Here is a 13,744-nt window from a genome sequence, read left to right on the forward strand (position 1 = left end):
AAATTCTCTTTGTCCATATATATGAATAATATTATTATAAAATTTACAAATGCAAAAAACCAAAGGGAACCACCCTTTGGTTTTTCACATTTTTTTATGCTGTTTAGAAATCTTTTTCCACTTATCACGCTCTGCCCTTGCAAGAATAGCATCTTGTTTTCTCATAAAATATGCCAGTTCTCTTTGTAATTTTTTATAGCTTTGCAAACGATTTATCGTAATAAGTCCGTTATCAATTGCATGATGCACTGCGCACCCTGGCTCATTTTCATGCTTACAGTCCCTAAAACGGCACGTTTTTGCTAATTCTTCAATATCAGAAAATGTTGTTTGAATTGCATCGATTCCTTCCCAAAGCTGCAGTTCCCTCATACCCGGAGTATCAATAACTAAACTACCATTCGGTAATCGGAACAATTCACGATGAGTTGTCGTATGCCTTCCTTTACTATCTTCCTCACGAATATCTCCCGTTTTTGCTACTTCAATTCCTATAAGTGCATTTAGCAAAGTCGATTTTCCAACCCCGGATGATCCGACTAGAGCAATTGTTTTTCCTGAAGAAACAAATTGCTGCAACGATTCAATACCAGTATGTTCTAAACTATCAACGACGAAGATCGGAACACCAATTGCCACAGCTTCCGTTTCAACAATTTTCTGTTCCACGTCTTCACATAAGCTACTCTTTGTTAAAACAATAACAGGCATTGCACCGCTTTCATACGCTAATAGTAAATAACGTTCCATTCTTCTTACGTTAAAATCATGGTTAAGTGCATTCACTAAAAATAGATAATCTACATTTGCTGCTATTACTTGTTCTTCCGTTCGAGTACCAGCCTCTTGTCTAGAAAAAGAGCTTCTTCTCGGAAAAATACGATGAATGATAGCTTTCTTTTCATTCTCTATTTTCTTTATATGCACCCAATCACCAACAGCTGGATAATCTCCCTTCGTTACTGCTTCATGCCGAAACTTTCCAGACAGCTCTGCCATATATTCACCATCATTACAAACAATCCGATATATATGCTTATGCTCAAGTAAAATACGTCCTACTTCAAAGTTCTCTACAGCTTGTTCTTCAAAAAAAGAATCCCAGCCGAATGATTTTAAAATATTTTGATTCAAATTAATATCCTCCCTAGTTTGAGCTAAGCGGAAGGATCGTGCGCTCACTTATACAGTCTCGCCCTTTCCATCCACCTTTGTATTTGGTTTATTATTCATATACGTTATCTTCGCCATAATACATCACTCCGTTCTCATTTTAATTACTCTCATTATATGGAATATTTATTTAAAAAGCTACCTTATTTAACGCAATTTTCAAATATTTTATTTTTCATCATTCTAATTTGTCCACGGTGACTAACCTCATCTTCTAGCACATGAAACCACAGATAATGCTGGTTATACGCTACACCGTTAGGCCACTTTCTTTCTGACATAAGCCATTTATCATCTTGTTCATTCAAATACTTCAGAGATTCTTCTCGAACACTTTGTAGAAGTTGTACATAATACTGTATTTCATGACCACGGATTGTTCTCCCCGCTTCCCCTAAATACAGTGCGTCTTCCCATATTTCTAATTCTTCTTTTGTAAAGTCGCGCTCTTGAAATGAAATAAGTTGATGGGCTTTTTCTATAGCTGCTATATGCTTTAGTAACACTCCGATGGAATTCCCTCCACTCGGCATAATTAAATCTAATTGCTCAACTGATAAATCTTTTATTTCCTGTAATGTTACAGCCCTCGTACGCTCTAGCATGCTTACTAATTCCCCTATATTTTTTGTATAACCATCTACACTTCTTATTCGATAATCTATATTCATATCACGCACCCCTTTCTACATTCATATTAAGGAATAACCGCTTCATATAATAGACTCATATATATCAGATTTTTCTGTTATAATTAAATTGAATACGTAATAAACCCAAACAAACTTTCTCAATATGCTTCTATGAAATATTAAAAGGAATCAATATAAAATAATCGAATCTTATTCACTAAAAGGAGTGGATTCGATGGAAATGTATCAATGGCTAACTGCTGTTCTCGTTGGTGGCATTACTGGTTTCGTTTCCCATCTAATCAATAACCAAGGCAAGTTATTGCTTCCACGCCGTTTGAAAACTTTTTTTCACTTGGGGTTTTTGACTGATATTTTTACTGGTAGTCTAGCTGCACTTCTTGGACTCGTTTTATTCGATGTCACCTTAATAAAAGAAATTATTAAAGTATCCATTGTGACTGCTATTTCCGGTCAGACTTTCTTACTGCACCAAGCGCTTGGTGGTGAGCAGGCTAAAAATACACAAATTGGGAAAGCTGATGAGAAGATTCAAGAAATTGACAAATTATTACGACGTTAGTCTATACTTTTCTTTAAAAATTATTGCTATAATAAACAATAAATATTTTCTATTGCGTCGTTTGTCAGAAGAAAGGGTGTTTCGTATGACAAAAAAGAAAATAGAAGATTTCTTAACAAACACTGAAAAAGAGGAACTGCTAGAAAACTATAAATGTTTACGAGAAGCCCGCACAAAAAGCGAAGCTAACTATTTTGGTGAAGCAGTAAACCATCTATTAAATAAAGCAAAACAACGAATTATTAAAGATGCAGGCATACATGATGAAAATGCAGCAACTGTTCAATCAAAGAAAAAAGCACTGTTTTAGTTCAATTAGCTAAAACAGTGCTTTTTATTACGGTATTTTTTCACATCTATTTCACATCTATTTCACAAATATAAGTACTCCAATATGTTAAACTAAGTATATCCTTTTCCAAGGAACTATATGCCGATATATAAATCCCTATCTATGTAGGGATTTTTTATTTTTGGATTCCATATAACTTTGTTACATTACCTTTATATTACTTATCTACTTTCTTTACTCTCTGCACTCAAAGATCCCTTCATGTATTATTACTCTACTAATATTGATTTCATATGTGGTTTCTAAGTGCTATTTTCATTGATAGACTAACCGCACTTCTTGCACTCGTTTTATTCGATGTCACCTCAAATAATAGATAAATCCCTTTTTTTATTAATATAAGCTTCATGATGCAATTCCTGTCTCATGATCTTCATTAAGCTTTTCACTTCTTCTAAACAGAAATAAAGCCACTACATATAGTAACGCAGTAAAACTACCTATAAGTATAAAATTGTGAGATGCTACAAATAACAGTCCTGCTGTTGCCGCTCCAATCATTTGACCAATATACATAGAAGCATTTGCAAGTGCGGCTCCTGTCCCTCTTGCTACACTAGACATATTTTGTAAGTTCCTCATCATTAATACAAACAAAATTCCTGTCACAAAAAACAAAACAAAGAACAATAACTCCACCAATATAATGTTCTTTACATGAGGAAGTAATACATATAACACTGCTGTAAATACAATTCCACCATAAAAAGAAAGGTTATAGCCAATTTTATTTACGATTCTAGGGCCAAAAATATTCCCTGTTAAATTTCCTAATCCTAATACGAGCATAGCTGTTCCTATTTCATGAACTTGTAAGCCAAATTGAATGGAAAGCCATACGCCAAAGAATGAAAATGCTGCAAAATTACCCGTTTGAAAAACAAAATATGCAACATAAGAAAGTGAAACCTTTGAATCAGTAAGTAATTGTTTATAACGCTTTAAGATGTTTGTTTTACTTCCACCTATATGAACCGGTTGTATTTCTGGTAATACTACATAGATAAGAATGACAAGTAGTACTGATAATAGACCAATAATGAAGAATGGTGTTGTATAGTGTATCATTGCCAAATACGCCCCAACTGGCAGTCCTAAAATTTGAGAGATTGATAGCCCTGCTGTTGCAATCCCAATTGCCTTCACAATTTGCTCTTTCTCTATAAGAAGCGGAATAGATGCCCATACTTGTGGAGATACAAAGGCTGCACTGACCCCTGCTAAAAACCTAAACATTAGCATCCATAGAAAACTCGGTGCAATTCCACATAAAAACGTACTTAAAGCAAAAAAACTCATTCCTATTACCATCACTTTTTTTCTGTTTAAGCCATCTGATATAGGACCAGCGATAAGCGCAAATCCAGCATATCCTAAAGCATATGAACTCACCATCCATCCTGATAGCTCTGTTGAAACATGATACACCTGTTGTAATGTCGGTAAAAGTGGTGAAATTAAGAAAGTATCTGTACCTATCATAAACATGATCGAAAAGAATACAGCTAGTATTCTTTTCATTTAAATCTTCTCCTTTTATAGAAAAAGAGGGAATTACCCCTCTTCTTAACTAATCTTCTAAAATAGATTCAATCTCTTTCATAATCTTCTCATTCAATGAAACTTCCACCGCTCTTACACTTTCTCTTATTTGCTCCGCTCGTTTCCCACCAGGAATAACAGTATCAATTCCTTTTTTGTTTAATAGCCACGCTAAAGCTAAATGCGATACTTCGATATTTTTTTCTTTAGCTAAGCCTTTTAACTTTTCAACTTTTTTAAAGCTACTCTTATATGTATTTTCTTCAAATAGATTTACACTTTGACGCCAATCCCCTTCGCTTAATTTAAAATCTTCTGTATATTTCCCTCCTAGTATCCCAAAGGCAAGAGGTCCGTATGGAATAAATGAAATACCTGATTCTATACAATATGGCAAAAGTTCTTCCCCAGCAGTACGATCCAACATATTATACGGTGATTGTACAACATCTATCTGTCCGTGCTGATTCGCTTCTTTTAATTGCTCTACGTTTACGTTAGATATTCCAATTGAACGAATTTTCCCTTCTTCTTTTAGACGAGTAAGCTCCCCAATTGAATCTATGTAACTTGTTTCTGGATTTGTAAAATGTAAATAATATAAATCAATATAATCAGTTTGTAATCTTCTTAAGCTATTTTCCACAGCATTTCTTAAATAGCTTCGTTCATTATTAATATAAACCTCTCCATTTAATAACGGCTGTATTCCACCTTTTGTAGCAAGTACAAATTCTTGGCGTCTTCCTTTCAATACTTCTCCTACCAATTCCTCTGATCTACCGAAACCGTATGAATCTGCTGTATCAAAAAATGTAATCCCTTGCTGGATAGCTTCTTTTATTAATCGTTTTCCTTCTTCCTCATTCACATTAGCATATAAATTATGCCCCCCTACAGCGTTTGTTCCTAACCCCAACTTTGAAATATGTAGTCCTGCCTTTTGTAATTTTGTATACTTCATTTTTTCTCCCCCTATATTTCTATTGTTCGAATATATTCAAACAATAGAAATATACCACTTTATATGTTATAGTGCAAACTATATTAACTTATGCAAGCAGGTGAAAAAATGCGTACTCTCTATCATCCAAATCGAGAAGAAATCCAATTCTCTTCTGTTTTATATGCACTTAGCGATCAAATTCGTTTACAAATTGTAACGATGCTACTAGAGAAACATGAACAATCTTGTGGTGCGTTAAACATTCCCATTGCGAAATCAACTTTATCTCACCATTTCAAGGTTTTACGTGAATCCGGTGTTATGTATACACGCCTTGAAGGAACACAACGTTTCATTTCAATTCGTGAAGATGACTTACATGCTAGATTCCCCGGTTTATTAGACGTCGTATTACATGCAACAGAACCATACTAAAAAACATCCCATATTCATATGAGATGTTTTTTAGTTTTTGCTATTCTTTTAATAAAATGCAACTTTAATCAGTGGGAAATTTGTTCATCACACACTAGGAATATATATTTTTCATTCTTTCTTACTTTATTTTTGTCCTGTATCCTTTGGACACTTTAATTATTTGATTACATTTTATACACATCATTAATATAAGGCCGCCTATCTGTTTCAATTCCTGTAGTTGCTTATGCTCACACTTCCCCATCTTATTACCCCCCTTATCAAATAATCAGGTCATTTTGTAATCATTAAAACTACTAAATCCATGCCTAATGTAAGGTCTGAATAAAACGTTTAAACGCCGATATCCCTTCGTCATCTCGCTTAAAAACACCAGCATCTTCAAGCGCCTGTATAAATTTCTGTCCTAATTCTGCTTTTACTATCTCCTGTACATTTTGTTCATGTATCCGATTGTCATATTTGATTTTTAATTGTTCTGCCCATCGTATATGAAGCGTTGGAATATCACTTGGAATGTTAAGTAAGAATTTTTCCACTTCCTGAAGTTCTGTTTTTAAACGCGCAGGAAGTACTGCTAACCCCATTACTTCAATTAGACCGATATTTTCTTTTTTAATATGCTGTATTTCCGCATGAGGGTGGAAAATACCTAGCGAATGTTCATCACTTGTACGATTGTTCCGCAAAACAAGATCCAATTCGTACATACTATTCCGGTAGCGAGCAATCGGAGTTATCGTATTATGCGGAACATCATTCGTAAATGCAAATATATTAACAGATGGATCACTATATCCCTTCCACCTCTCTAATATGTACTCCCCTGCATTTACTATTTGTTCTATGTCTTTACTTCTTAAGCGAATAACTGACATAGGCCATTTAATAATAGAACATTGCATTTCTGGAAAATTAGTTAGTTCAAAAATTAGGTCGTTTGATGCATTTGCCATAGCAAATTCATAGTTTCCACCTTGATAGTGGTCATGTGTTAGAATAGACCCTCCTACAATTGGCAAATCTGCATTGGACCCAAGGAAATAATGCGGGAATTTTTCTACAAATTTTAACAAACGTAAAAATGTTTGACGGTCAATTTTCATATCTCGATGTTCTGAGGACAATACAATACAGTGTTCTTTGAAGTATATATACGGAGAATATTGTAGAAACCAGCTTTCATCTGTAAGATTCATCCGGATCATACGATGATTCGAGCGTGCTGGATGTCCAGTTCTGCCTCTATATCCTTCATTCTCAATACAGAGTAAACATTTTGGATAATTTGTACTTTCCAATACTCTCTCTCTAGCAATTTGTTTCGGTTCTTTTTCCGGTTTTGATAAATTAATTGTAATATCAATGGGTCCATATTCCGTATTTACTTTATAATTTATATTTTTGGCAATTTGCTTCATCTGGATATAGTTGCTGTTTTTACTTAATTCATAGAAGTAATTTGTCGCAGCCTTCGGATTTTGTTCGTATTTTTCATGAAATAGAGAATTGATAACGGACGGTTTTGAAATAAAAACATCCATAATTGCACTTGCTAAAATCTCCTTCTCGTACATTACTTCTTCAATGACTTTATGCGTACAAGCAAATTCAATTAACTCCTCCAATAACTCCGCAATTGCTTTCTTTGCGGGCGCGGGCGCTGACGCTTCCACTACAAAGTCATCTAAACCAACTAAGGAAAGGATTTGATTCCTTGTATATATTTCATCTTCTTGTTCAATTAATTGAACTTCAATAGCCCAATCAATTAACTGCTGGATAGCTTGATATATCATCAGTATATACCTCCTATAACCTTATAGCGGTTTGTGTTGTTACGATGCCAGTTCTATGTACCTTTTATAATTTTATGAACAGACGTATAGGATAACCACCATACTAATATACGTTGCATGAAAAAGAATTAAATACTAAATTCCATGGTATATGCGACAGAACCATACTAAAAAACATCTCATAAAAATATGAGATGTTTTTAGTATTTTCTATTCTTTTAATAAATCTAGTAATCCATTCCCTTCAGATGTACGTTCATATCCTAAAGGTACAGTTCTTTTAATAAGTTGTGCATATATTTCTGGCTCTGATAATTTTCTACCATATTCTCTCTCACACTGCTTAATAAGCAATGCGAGTGCTCCAGCGATATGCGGTGTCGCCATAGAAGTTCCACTTAATACTGCATATTTTCCCTCGGGATACGTAGATAGTATTTCATCACCTGGCGCCACTAAATCAATTTCTTGATTTGAATTACTAAAACATGCGATTTTCCGTTCTAAATTGACAGCGCCGACTTCAATTACTTCGGAGTAAGCACCTGGGAAATCTAGTTCCTCCGTGTTATCATCACAATCTCCATTATTCCCAGCAGCACATACGACGAGAACATCTTGCTTTACCGCATTTTGAATCGCTTCATGTAATTCTGGAACGTCCTGTGGGCCACCAAGTGACATTGATATAACTCTAACTCTTTCTTTATTAGGCCCTCTCCAATTTACAGCATAATGAATCGCCTCAATAATTTGCTCATAACTTCCAGAACCATCTCCCGCTAAAACCTTTAATACTAACATTTTAGCAAGTGGTGCGACTCCTAAAACACCGACACCATTTTCAGTCGCTGCAATTGTCCCGGCTACATGAGTACCGTGTCCGTTATTATCAAAATAATTATTTGGATCCCCTTCGTAATCTTTCGTGAAATTTTTCCCACCGATAATACGATCCTTTAAATCTATATGATTCACATCACACCCTGTATCTAATATGGCAACGACAATATCTTTTCCTTTTGCACTCTTCTCCCATACTTGCGGAGCATGAATGAGTTGTACACCTGGTGGAATTTCATTTACTTGTTCAACCACCTTATCTACTGTAAAAGGAATCAATTGTATACCTTTTTGTTTATTCGCTGTACTACTATTCATCGTAATCCCTCCTGAAAATATATTATTTTCATTTCAGACCACTTTTAAAAACGTTTAAATGTAACATTCGTTTTATTCGTTTCGTATTCCTTCCTTAAAAATATTTCTCAATATAGATTACTAATTTTATACTACTCTTTTATTTATCTCGTAATTTTTATACACCAAAAATCCGATTGGTATAACCAATAACCAAAATAAAAGGACCAATTTAATGGTCCTTTTATAGTTTTTATAGAATGATATGAAATTTTAAAATAAAATAAATTAAATTAAGACTAAGCCTCACTCTTATTTAAAAACTTCTCTATTTCTTTTATTAAATGTTTCGCTCCATCTATACTAACAGTAATGTTTCCATTTGCTAATGATATGTTTTGATTTGAAACATCGCCTGTTATTTGACAAGCATTGTAAGGTTGATATTTTTGTAAAATGACTTTTTCTTCTTCTACGAAAATTTCAAGTGGTGATTTGATTTGTATTCCCAATACATCACGTAATTCTTTAGGAATAACAATTCGTCCTAATTCGTCTACTTTTCGAATAACTCCTGTTGCTTTCATATTACTCCCCCCTTACTTTCTATTATTTTTTCCACCTCGCTCTTTCCATTTTATCACTTTTTGGTAATACTTGTCTCTTTTTAGAAAATTTTGTACTCAAGTTAAAAAAACACATTTAACGAATGCGCAATCTCTCTTTCAATTGTTTTAAATAACGAGACCGTATCAGTAAAAAGTAACCAACTTGAATTCCTACGAAAATACTTAATACAATCGCATTTTCTTTAAATAGTGAGTACTCAAACATCTGTCCCAGTGCAGTTAACGCTACCGCTCCATGTAATGTTGCAACACCTATTGGAACGAAGAATAAAAGTGCCAACCTGATTGTAACTATTTTCGATAATTCCCCGCTCGTTAAACCTACTTTTCGAATCATTTCAAACAAACGAGTATCATCCTCCAAATCAGAAAACAAACGGAAGTAAAGGAAGCTTCCTGCACAAACGAAAAATACTATACCAATAAAGAAACCTACAAATAAAATTGGTCCTGCCATTTGTAAACTTTGATTTTGTTCATACTCTTCCGCACTAAATATTGAATATTCTTGATAAAACTTTATCTGATGCGTAAGTTCTTTACCAACCTCAATTTCATCTTTCGTTCCTTCTGTTTTGTACACATAATCTTTTTCTTCTTTAAATCCACCTTGTAATGCATCATATTGATCTTTAGAAATTACATAGACGTTACCTCTTAATATTTTACTTAATGAGGAAGTATTAACTTTTTTCACTTTTAAAGATTCATTCAAATGTGGTAAAGTAATTTCTTTTCTTTCTTTCATCCGTGGTCCTGGTATATCTACTGATAAAAATAAAGCTTCTTTAATTGCTACAGTTTGAAATGGTTCTCCTGTTAACTTCGCATATTTCTTATAGTCTGATTCTTTTATAAAAACGGCATTTCTTAACGACTGCTCCTCCGCCTTTTTCGTTGAAATATTCGTTTTAGAAGCTACTATACTATGTTTCTTTAACCCTTCATCAATCATCTTCAAATGCTGTGATTCATTACTATTCCCTTGCTTAGAATGATACTGAAATGCAATTGGTCTCTCCATAATCCCTTTCGTCATTGACGTGAAACCAACTAGTGTACCTATTGCTGAAAATGCAACAGTTGAAATAATGGTTACAATAAAGAACATTCTTGCGTTATCTCTCATACGGTAAGCTAAATCTGACAGCGTAATAATATTTGTCTGTGTCCAATAGAAACGTTTACTTTTTTTACATAGTCTAATAATAAAGACACTTAACTGCTTGTACAGCAAATACGTACCAATAATGACTACCGTTGTAACAGGAATCATCATGACAAATACCATTGCGCCATGTGACAGAAGCGCTCCTGCATATCCTGCACTAAGTAATATGACTGCTAATATAGAAGAAATAATAGATGCTTTCGGTTCTGGCTTCGCTTCTGCTGATCCTCTAAACAATTTCATAATTTTATTTTTACGAACCATTCCTGCACTAAATAATGAAATAATCATAAATAATATGAAAAACATAATACTCGTTACAACAATAGCTTTCATTGGTATGTAATAAGCTAAAGTAATATCTAATTTTAATATCATCGGAGCTACAAATAGTAATATTCCGGAAAACAGCATTCCAGCAAGTATTCCAAAAATAATTGCCCCTATCCCAATCATAATATTTTCAAAGAAGATAAGACGCTTTAATTGATATTTCGTCATACCTAACATCATTAAAATTCCTAATTCACGCTTTCTCGTTTTTAAAAACATTCCCATCGAATATAAAATAAAGAAAAACGTAAATAAGTAAATAATGGACTGTGCAAAAGACATACTTACGAATACATACTGTCCCAATTCTCCAGCGCTTAATGCCGGATGAAACGCAAAAAATGAGTACACAAAAAAGGCCATAATTGCAAATGCACTACTTAAAAAATATGCTGAGTATGTTCGTCTATTTCGCGTTACATTCCGGTATGCGAGTTCTCTAATGTTCATATTACTTCTCCGCCCTTCTGCTAACTATGTTCTTATATTAGTAAAATGCGGAAATAGCTTCCATCGATTCAAATGACAAAAACCTTACATTAGTGTAAGGTAATCTGGTGAAATCTTTATTTAAAAAAATAAAAAACCTATGTAAAAGTTTACATAGGTTATAAAAACTTTATATTAATTTTTACATTATTACCTTCACGAACATATTCAATCCTATCAATCAATTGTTTAGCAAGAGTATTCAGTTCTCTTTTACTAATACCTTCCGTATTCCATGCTTTCTTAAACTCCTTAATTGCATGTAGCCGGTCATCGTCTGTTATTACATTCTCTATAACTGCAAGTGATTGTTCAATAGACCGAATTTCTTCTTTCTTCGTTTGCATTGATTGTTTTTGTTTTTCAATTCGCATCTGCATCTCCGACTTATCAATCATTTCATCAATAAACAAATCTTTGATACGTTCAATCCCTTTCTCCAACCGCTCTAACTCTACCAGTTTATTATGTAGTGCTAATTGCAGTGTCGAACTATCCCCCTGCTTTTCTTTTGGTTCATGATTAAGTAATTGTTGTTCATAGTCCTCTAAATCCAAAAATAATTGAGCATAAATAACTTCAACATTAAGACACCTATTATGACAGCGGTTTCCAAAATGATCTGTTGTCAAACAAGTTTTTACATATTTCTTACCACTAGCCTTTCCAGTAAAAGACATTACCCTATTACATTTACCACAGTATATCAACTTTGAAAGTACTTGGACATTTGTTCTTGTTCCCTTTGGTGTATACCTTCTTGATTCAAGTATTGCTAATATACGTTGGTGCTCTTCCTCAGTTTTTAATGGTTGATGTGAACCCTCAGCAATAATCCATTCAGACCTATCTTTTATTTGAACACCATTAGCATTCAACTTTTTCTTTGAACCACTTCCGGAAGTCTTTCCATATACAACTTTTCCTAAATGCACTTCATTTTTTAATATCCTGCGAACCGTATTTTCATACCAATAACTGTTCCTGTTAGTCTTAAATCCTAATTCATTCAACTTCCAAGCAATTTCATATGTTGCTTTCATGTCTTCCAAAAACATCTTTTTCATAAGTTCGTAAACTTTCACTTTATCTGGATCAACATCAAGTTCCTTCGTTAAGCGATTATAAACATATGGAAATGGCGGTCTTCCATTTGTCCATTTCCCTGCTTTCGTACCTTGTTGTTTACCACGAATCATTCTCTTTCTTATCATACGAAACTCATGGTTGGCAAATACCATTTCAAAGTTATTAATAAGTGCTTGGTCTTCATTATTAAAATCATATGTTTTAGTTGGTGTTATTACTATTGTTTTAGAATCACTAAAAACTCTACTAATACGCCCCATCTCTTCGAGGTCACCACGTGATAAACGGTCTAAATCAACAACCAAAACTGCATCATATAGTTTTTGGCTAACATCACTTAACAAACGAACCATCTTCGGTCTTGAATCGATATATTCAGAACTGCCAATTTCTTTATAAATCTCATATTTAAGATTGTGATTTTTTGCATACTCTAAAAGTAAACTTTCATGTTTTGCTAGAACATCTTCTTTTCCATCAGACTCATCTCTTGATTTCCTTAAATAAATAGCCACTTCTTTAATATTTGGTTTCACGTTATGACACCTCATTTTGTCATGTAATATATAAATAATTTTAACAAATGCTGGTAATTTTTAAATAATTTAGAAGAGAATAATTATATTAATCAAGCAATATTTTGTTCTAATTCTTCATTTACATATTTTTCAGCAATACTACTTATATTTTCAGCCATTCGTTTAATAGCTTCTGTTGATGGTTCATTACTTACTCCGACAACAGTAAATTTTCCATACTTAAAAGTTGTTCTAATTAATCCACCTTCCAAATGTTCCCGATTCATTACTTTAATTTGTTCGTTTACAGTGCCGAAAATTGTATTCTTCACATTACATCAACCCGCCCTCTCGATAATTTCCTAACTATATAAATGCTCTATTTGAAGAGCTCACAAATACTTTGTTTTGCATTTCGAAGTTATTATATATAGTTCATTTAAATGTGGAAACCAAATCGAAAAATTATTTTTAACTTTTTTTAATACATCTTTACGCAGAAAAATAACTAGATTAATATAACATTAATGGTAAATAATACAATTAAGAGGTGGTATAACTGTGGAGAGTTTTAAATCAAAAGAAACAAGTGAAAATGTTGAGGACGTAAAAATAAAAAACAAACGTGCTGTAGGTATTCGTATTAAATGGTATGAAAATGGCGAATATAAACAAACTTTCCCTTCTATCCAAGCCACCGCTCGATTTATGAAGGAATATGTTCATCGGTCAACGTTGCCATTCGCTCCGATTCATAAAAGTATACGGGAAGGTATTGATTGGAGAGTTAGAGGGTCTGTTCATTCATTCAGATATGAAGATAAATTTGCTAAAAAAATTCAATACAAAAAGCATATCAAATGATATGCTTTTATTATTGAATTATAAAATTGTTATTTTATATAAAAAG

14 protein-coding genes are annotated in these 13,744 nt (G+C 33.4%); 4 read left to right on the top strand and 10 right to left on the bottom strand.

The genetic code is table 11. The features are described from left to right. Nucleotides 1-84: 84 nt before the first annotated feature. The gene (gene rsgA / locus F8162_RS24670) at nt 85-1,134 is read right to left on the bottom strand and encodes a ribosome small subunit-dependent GTPase A (protein WP_151630725.1); all 1,050 of its coding nucleotides are present in this window, start codon (nt 1,132-1,134) and stop codon (nt 85-87) included. 182 nt (nt 1,135-1,316) lie between these two features. Beyond that, nucleotides 1,317-1,844 (bottom strand): DinB family protein, encoded by a 528-nt coding sequence (locus F8162_RS24675; RefSeq protein ID WP_151630726.1) that lies wholly within the window; start codon nt 1,842-1,844, stop codon nt 1,317-1,319. A gap of 196 nt (nt 1,845-2,040) precedes the next feature. On the opposite strand from F8162_RS24675, the gene F8162_RS24680 reads away from it, so the two are divergent. Together F8162_RS24680 and F8162_RS24685 are read left to right on the top strand one after the other, a co-directional pair. Next, complete coding sequence (locus F8162_RS24680; protein WP_151630727.1) at nt 2,041-2,388, top strand: DUF4257 domain-containing protein; 348 nt, start codon at nt 2,041-2,043, stop codon at nt 2,386-2,388. A gap of 85 nt (nt 2,389-2,473) precedes the next feature. Further along, complete coding sequence (locus F8162_RS24685; RefSeq protein WP_142286529.1) at nt 2,474-2,698, top strand: hypothetical protein; 225 nt, start codon at nt 2,474-2,476, stop codon at nt 2,696-2,698. Between the two features lie 387 nt (nt 2,699-3,085). On the opposite strand, the gene F8162_RS24690 is transcribed toward F8162_RS24685, so the two are convergent. Both F8162_RS24690 and F8162_RS24695 read right to left on the bottom strand, forming a co-directional pair. Continuing rightward, nucleotides 3,086-4,261, bottom strand: coding sequence for an MFS transporter (locus F8162_RS24690; protein ID WP_151630728.1), 1,176 nt, complete (start codon nt 4,259-4,261; stop codon nt 3,086-3,088). A gap of 49 nt (nt 4,262-4,310) precedes the next feature. After that, nucleotides 4,311-5,246, bottom strand: coding sequence for an aldo/keto reductase (locus F8162_RS24695; RefSeq protein ID WP_151630729.1), 936 nt, complete (start codon nt 5,244-5,246; stop codon nt 4,311-4,313). Between the two features lie 108 nt (nt 5,247-5,354). Here F8162_RS24695 and F8162_RS24700 point away from each other — a divergent pair, with 108 nt between their 5' ends. Next, nucleotides 5,355-5,663: an ArsR/SmtB family transcription factor gene (locus F8162_RS24700; protein ID WP_001259913.1), complete on the top strand. Its 309-nt coding sequence runs from the start codon at nt 5,355-5,357 to the stop codon at nt 5,661-5,663. 311 nt (nt 5,664-5,974) lie between these two features. Here the strand turns inward: F8162_RS24700 and galT are convergent, their stop codons facing one another. The 6 genes from galT to F8162_RS24730 all read right to left on the bottom strand — a co-directional run bounded on the left by galT (nt 5,975) and on the right by F8162_RS24730 (nt 13,166). Continuing rightward, nucleotides 5,975-7,465, bottom strand: a complete 1,491-nt coding sequence (gene galT, locus F8162_RS24705) for a UDP-glucose--hexose-1-phosphate uridylyltransferase (RefSeq protein ID WP_151630730.1) — start codon at nt 7,463-7,465, stop codon at nt 5,975-5,977. Between the two features lie 210 nt (nt 7,466-7,675). Then, nucleotides 7,676-8,626 carry a serine protease gene (locus F8162_RS24710; RefSeq protein WP_151630731.1) on the bottom strand — a complete coding sequence of 317 codons (951 nt, stop codon included), beginning with the start codon at nt 8,624-8,626 and terminating at the stop codon, nt 7,676-7,678. Between the two features lie 278 nt (nt 8,627-8,904). After that, nucleotides 8,905-9,192 carry an AbrB/MazE/SpoVT family DNA-binding domain-containing protein gene (locus F8162_RS24715; RefSeq protein ID WP_151630732.1) on the bottom strand — a complete coding sequence of 96 codons (288 nt, stop codon included), beginning with the start codon at nt 9,190-9,192 and terminating at the stop codon, nt 8,905-8,907. Nucleotides 9,193-9,307: 115 nt separating this feature from the next. Further along, nucleotides 9,308-11,188, bottom strand: a complete 1,881-nt coding sequence (locus F8162_RS24720; protein ID WP_151630733.1) for an FtsX-like permease family protein — start codon at nt 11,186-11,188, stop codon at nt 9,308-9,310. Nucleotides 11,189-11,346: 158 nt separating this feature from the next. Then, nucleotides 11,347-12,852, bottom strand: coding sequence for a recombinase family protein (locus tag F8162_RS24725; RefSeq protein ID WP_151630734.1), 1,506 nt, complete (start codon nt 12,850-12,852; stop codon nt 11,347-11,349). 92 nt (nt 12,853-12,944) lie between these two features. Then, entirely contained in the window at nt 12,945-13,166 is a 222-nt protein-coding gene (locus F8162_RS24730) for a hypothetical protein (RefSeq protein ID WP_044783439.1), read from the bottom strand. Nucleotides 13,167-13,395: 229 nt separating this feature from the next. On the opposite strand from F8162_RS24730, the gene F8162_RS24735 reads away from it, so the two are divergent. Further along, nucleotides 13,396-13,698, top strand: coding sequence for a hypothetical protein (locus tag F8162_RS24735; RefSeq protein ID WP_044783440.1), 303 nt, complete (start codon nt 13,396-13,398; stop codon nt 13,696-13,698). Nucleotides 13,699-13,744 lie beyond the last annotated feature (46 nt).

This window comes from Bacillus sp. CH140a_4T (genome assembly GCF_008923725.1).
Taxonomy (GTDB): Bacteria; Bacillota; Bacilli; order Bacillales; family Bacillaceae_G; genus Bacillus_A.

Excerpts from the sequence above, each read along its gene's own strand:
- F8162_RS24675 (WP_151630726.1), bottom strand. The coding sequence starts at position 1,844 with ATGAATATAGATTATCGAATAAGAAGTGTAGATGGTTATACAAAAAAT.
- F8162_RS24680 (WP_151630727.1), top strand. The coding sequence starts at position 2,041 with ATGGAAATGTATCAATGGCTAACTGCTGTTCTCGTTGGTGGCATTACT.
- F8162_RS24685 (WP_142286529.1), top strand. The coding sequence starts at position 2,474 with ATGACAAAAAAGAAAATAGAAGATTTCTTAACAAACACTGAAAAAGAG.
- F8162_RS24690 (WP_151630728.1), bottom strand. The coding sequence starts at position 4,261 with ATGAAAAGAATACTAGCTGTATTCTTTTCGATCATGTTTATGATAGGT.
- F8162_RS24695 (WP_151630729.1), bottom strand. The coding sequence starts at position 5,246 with ATGAAGTATACAAAATTACAAAAGGCAGGACTACATATTTCAAAGTTG.
- F8162_RS24700 (WP_001259913.1), top strand. The coding sequence starts at position 5,355 with ATGCGTACTCTCTATCATCCAAATCGAGAAGAAATCCAATTCTCTTCT.
- galT (WP_151630730.1), bottom strand. The coding sequence starts at position 7,465 with ATGATATATCAAGCTATCCAGCAGTTAATTGATTGGGCTATTGAAGTT.
- F8162_RS24710 (WP_151630731.1), bottom strand. The coding sequence starts at position 8,626 with ATGAATAGTAGTACAGCGAATAAACAAAAAGGTATACAATTGATTCCT.
- F8162_RS24715 (WP_151630732.1), bottom strand. The coding sequence starts at position 9,192 with ATGAAAGCAACAGGAGTTATTCGAAAAGTAGACGAATTAGGACGAATT.
- F8162_RS24720 (WP_151630733.1), bottom strand. The coding sequence starts at position 11,188 with ATGAACATTAGAGAACTCGCATACCGGAATGTAACGCGAAATAGACGA.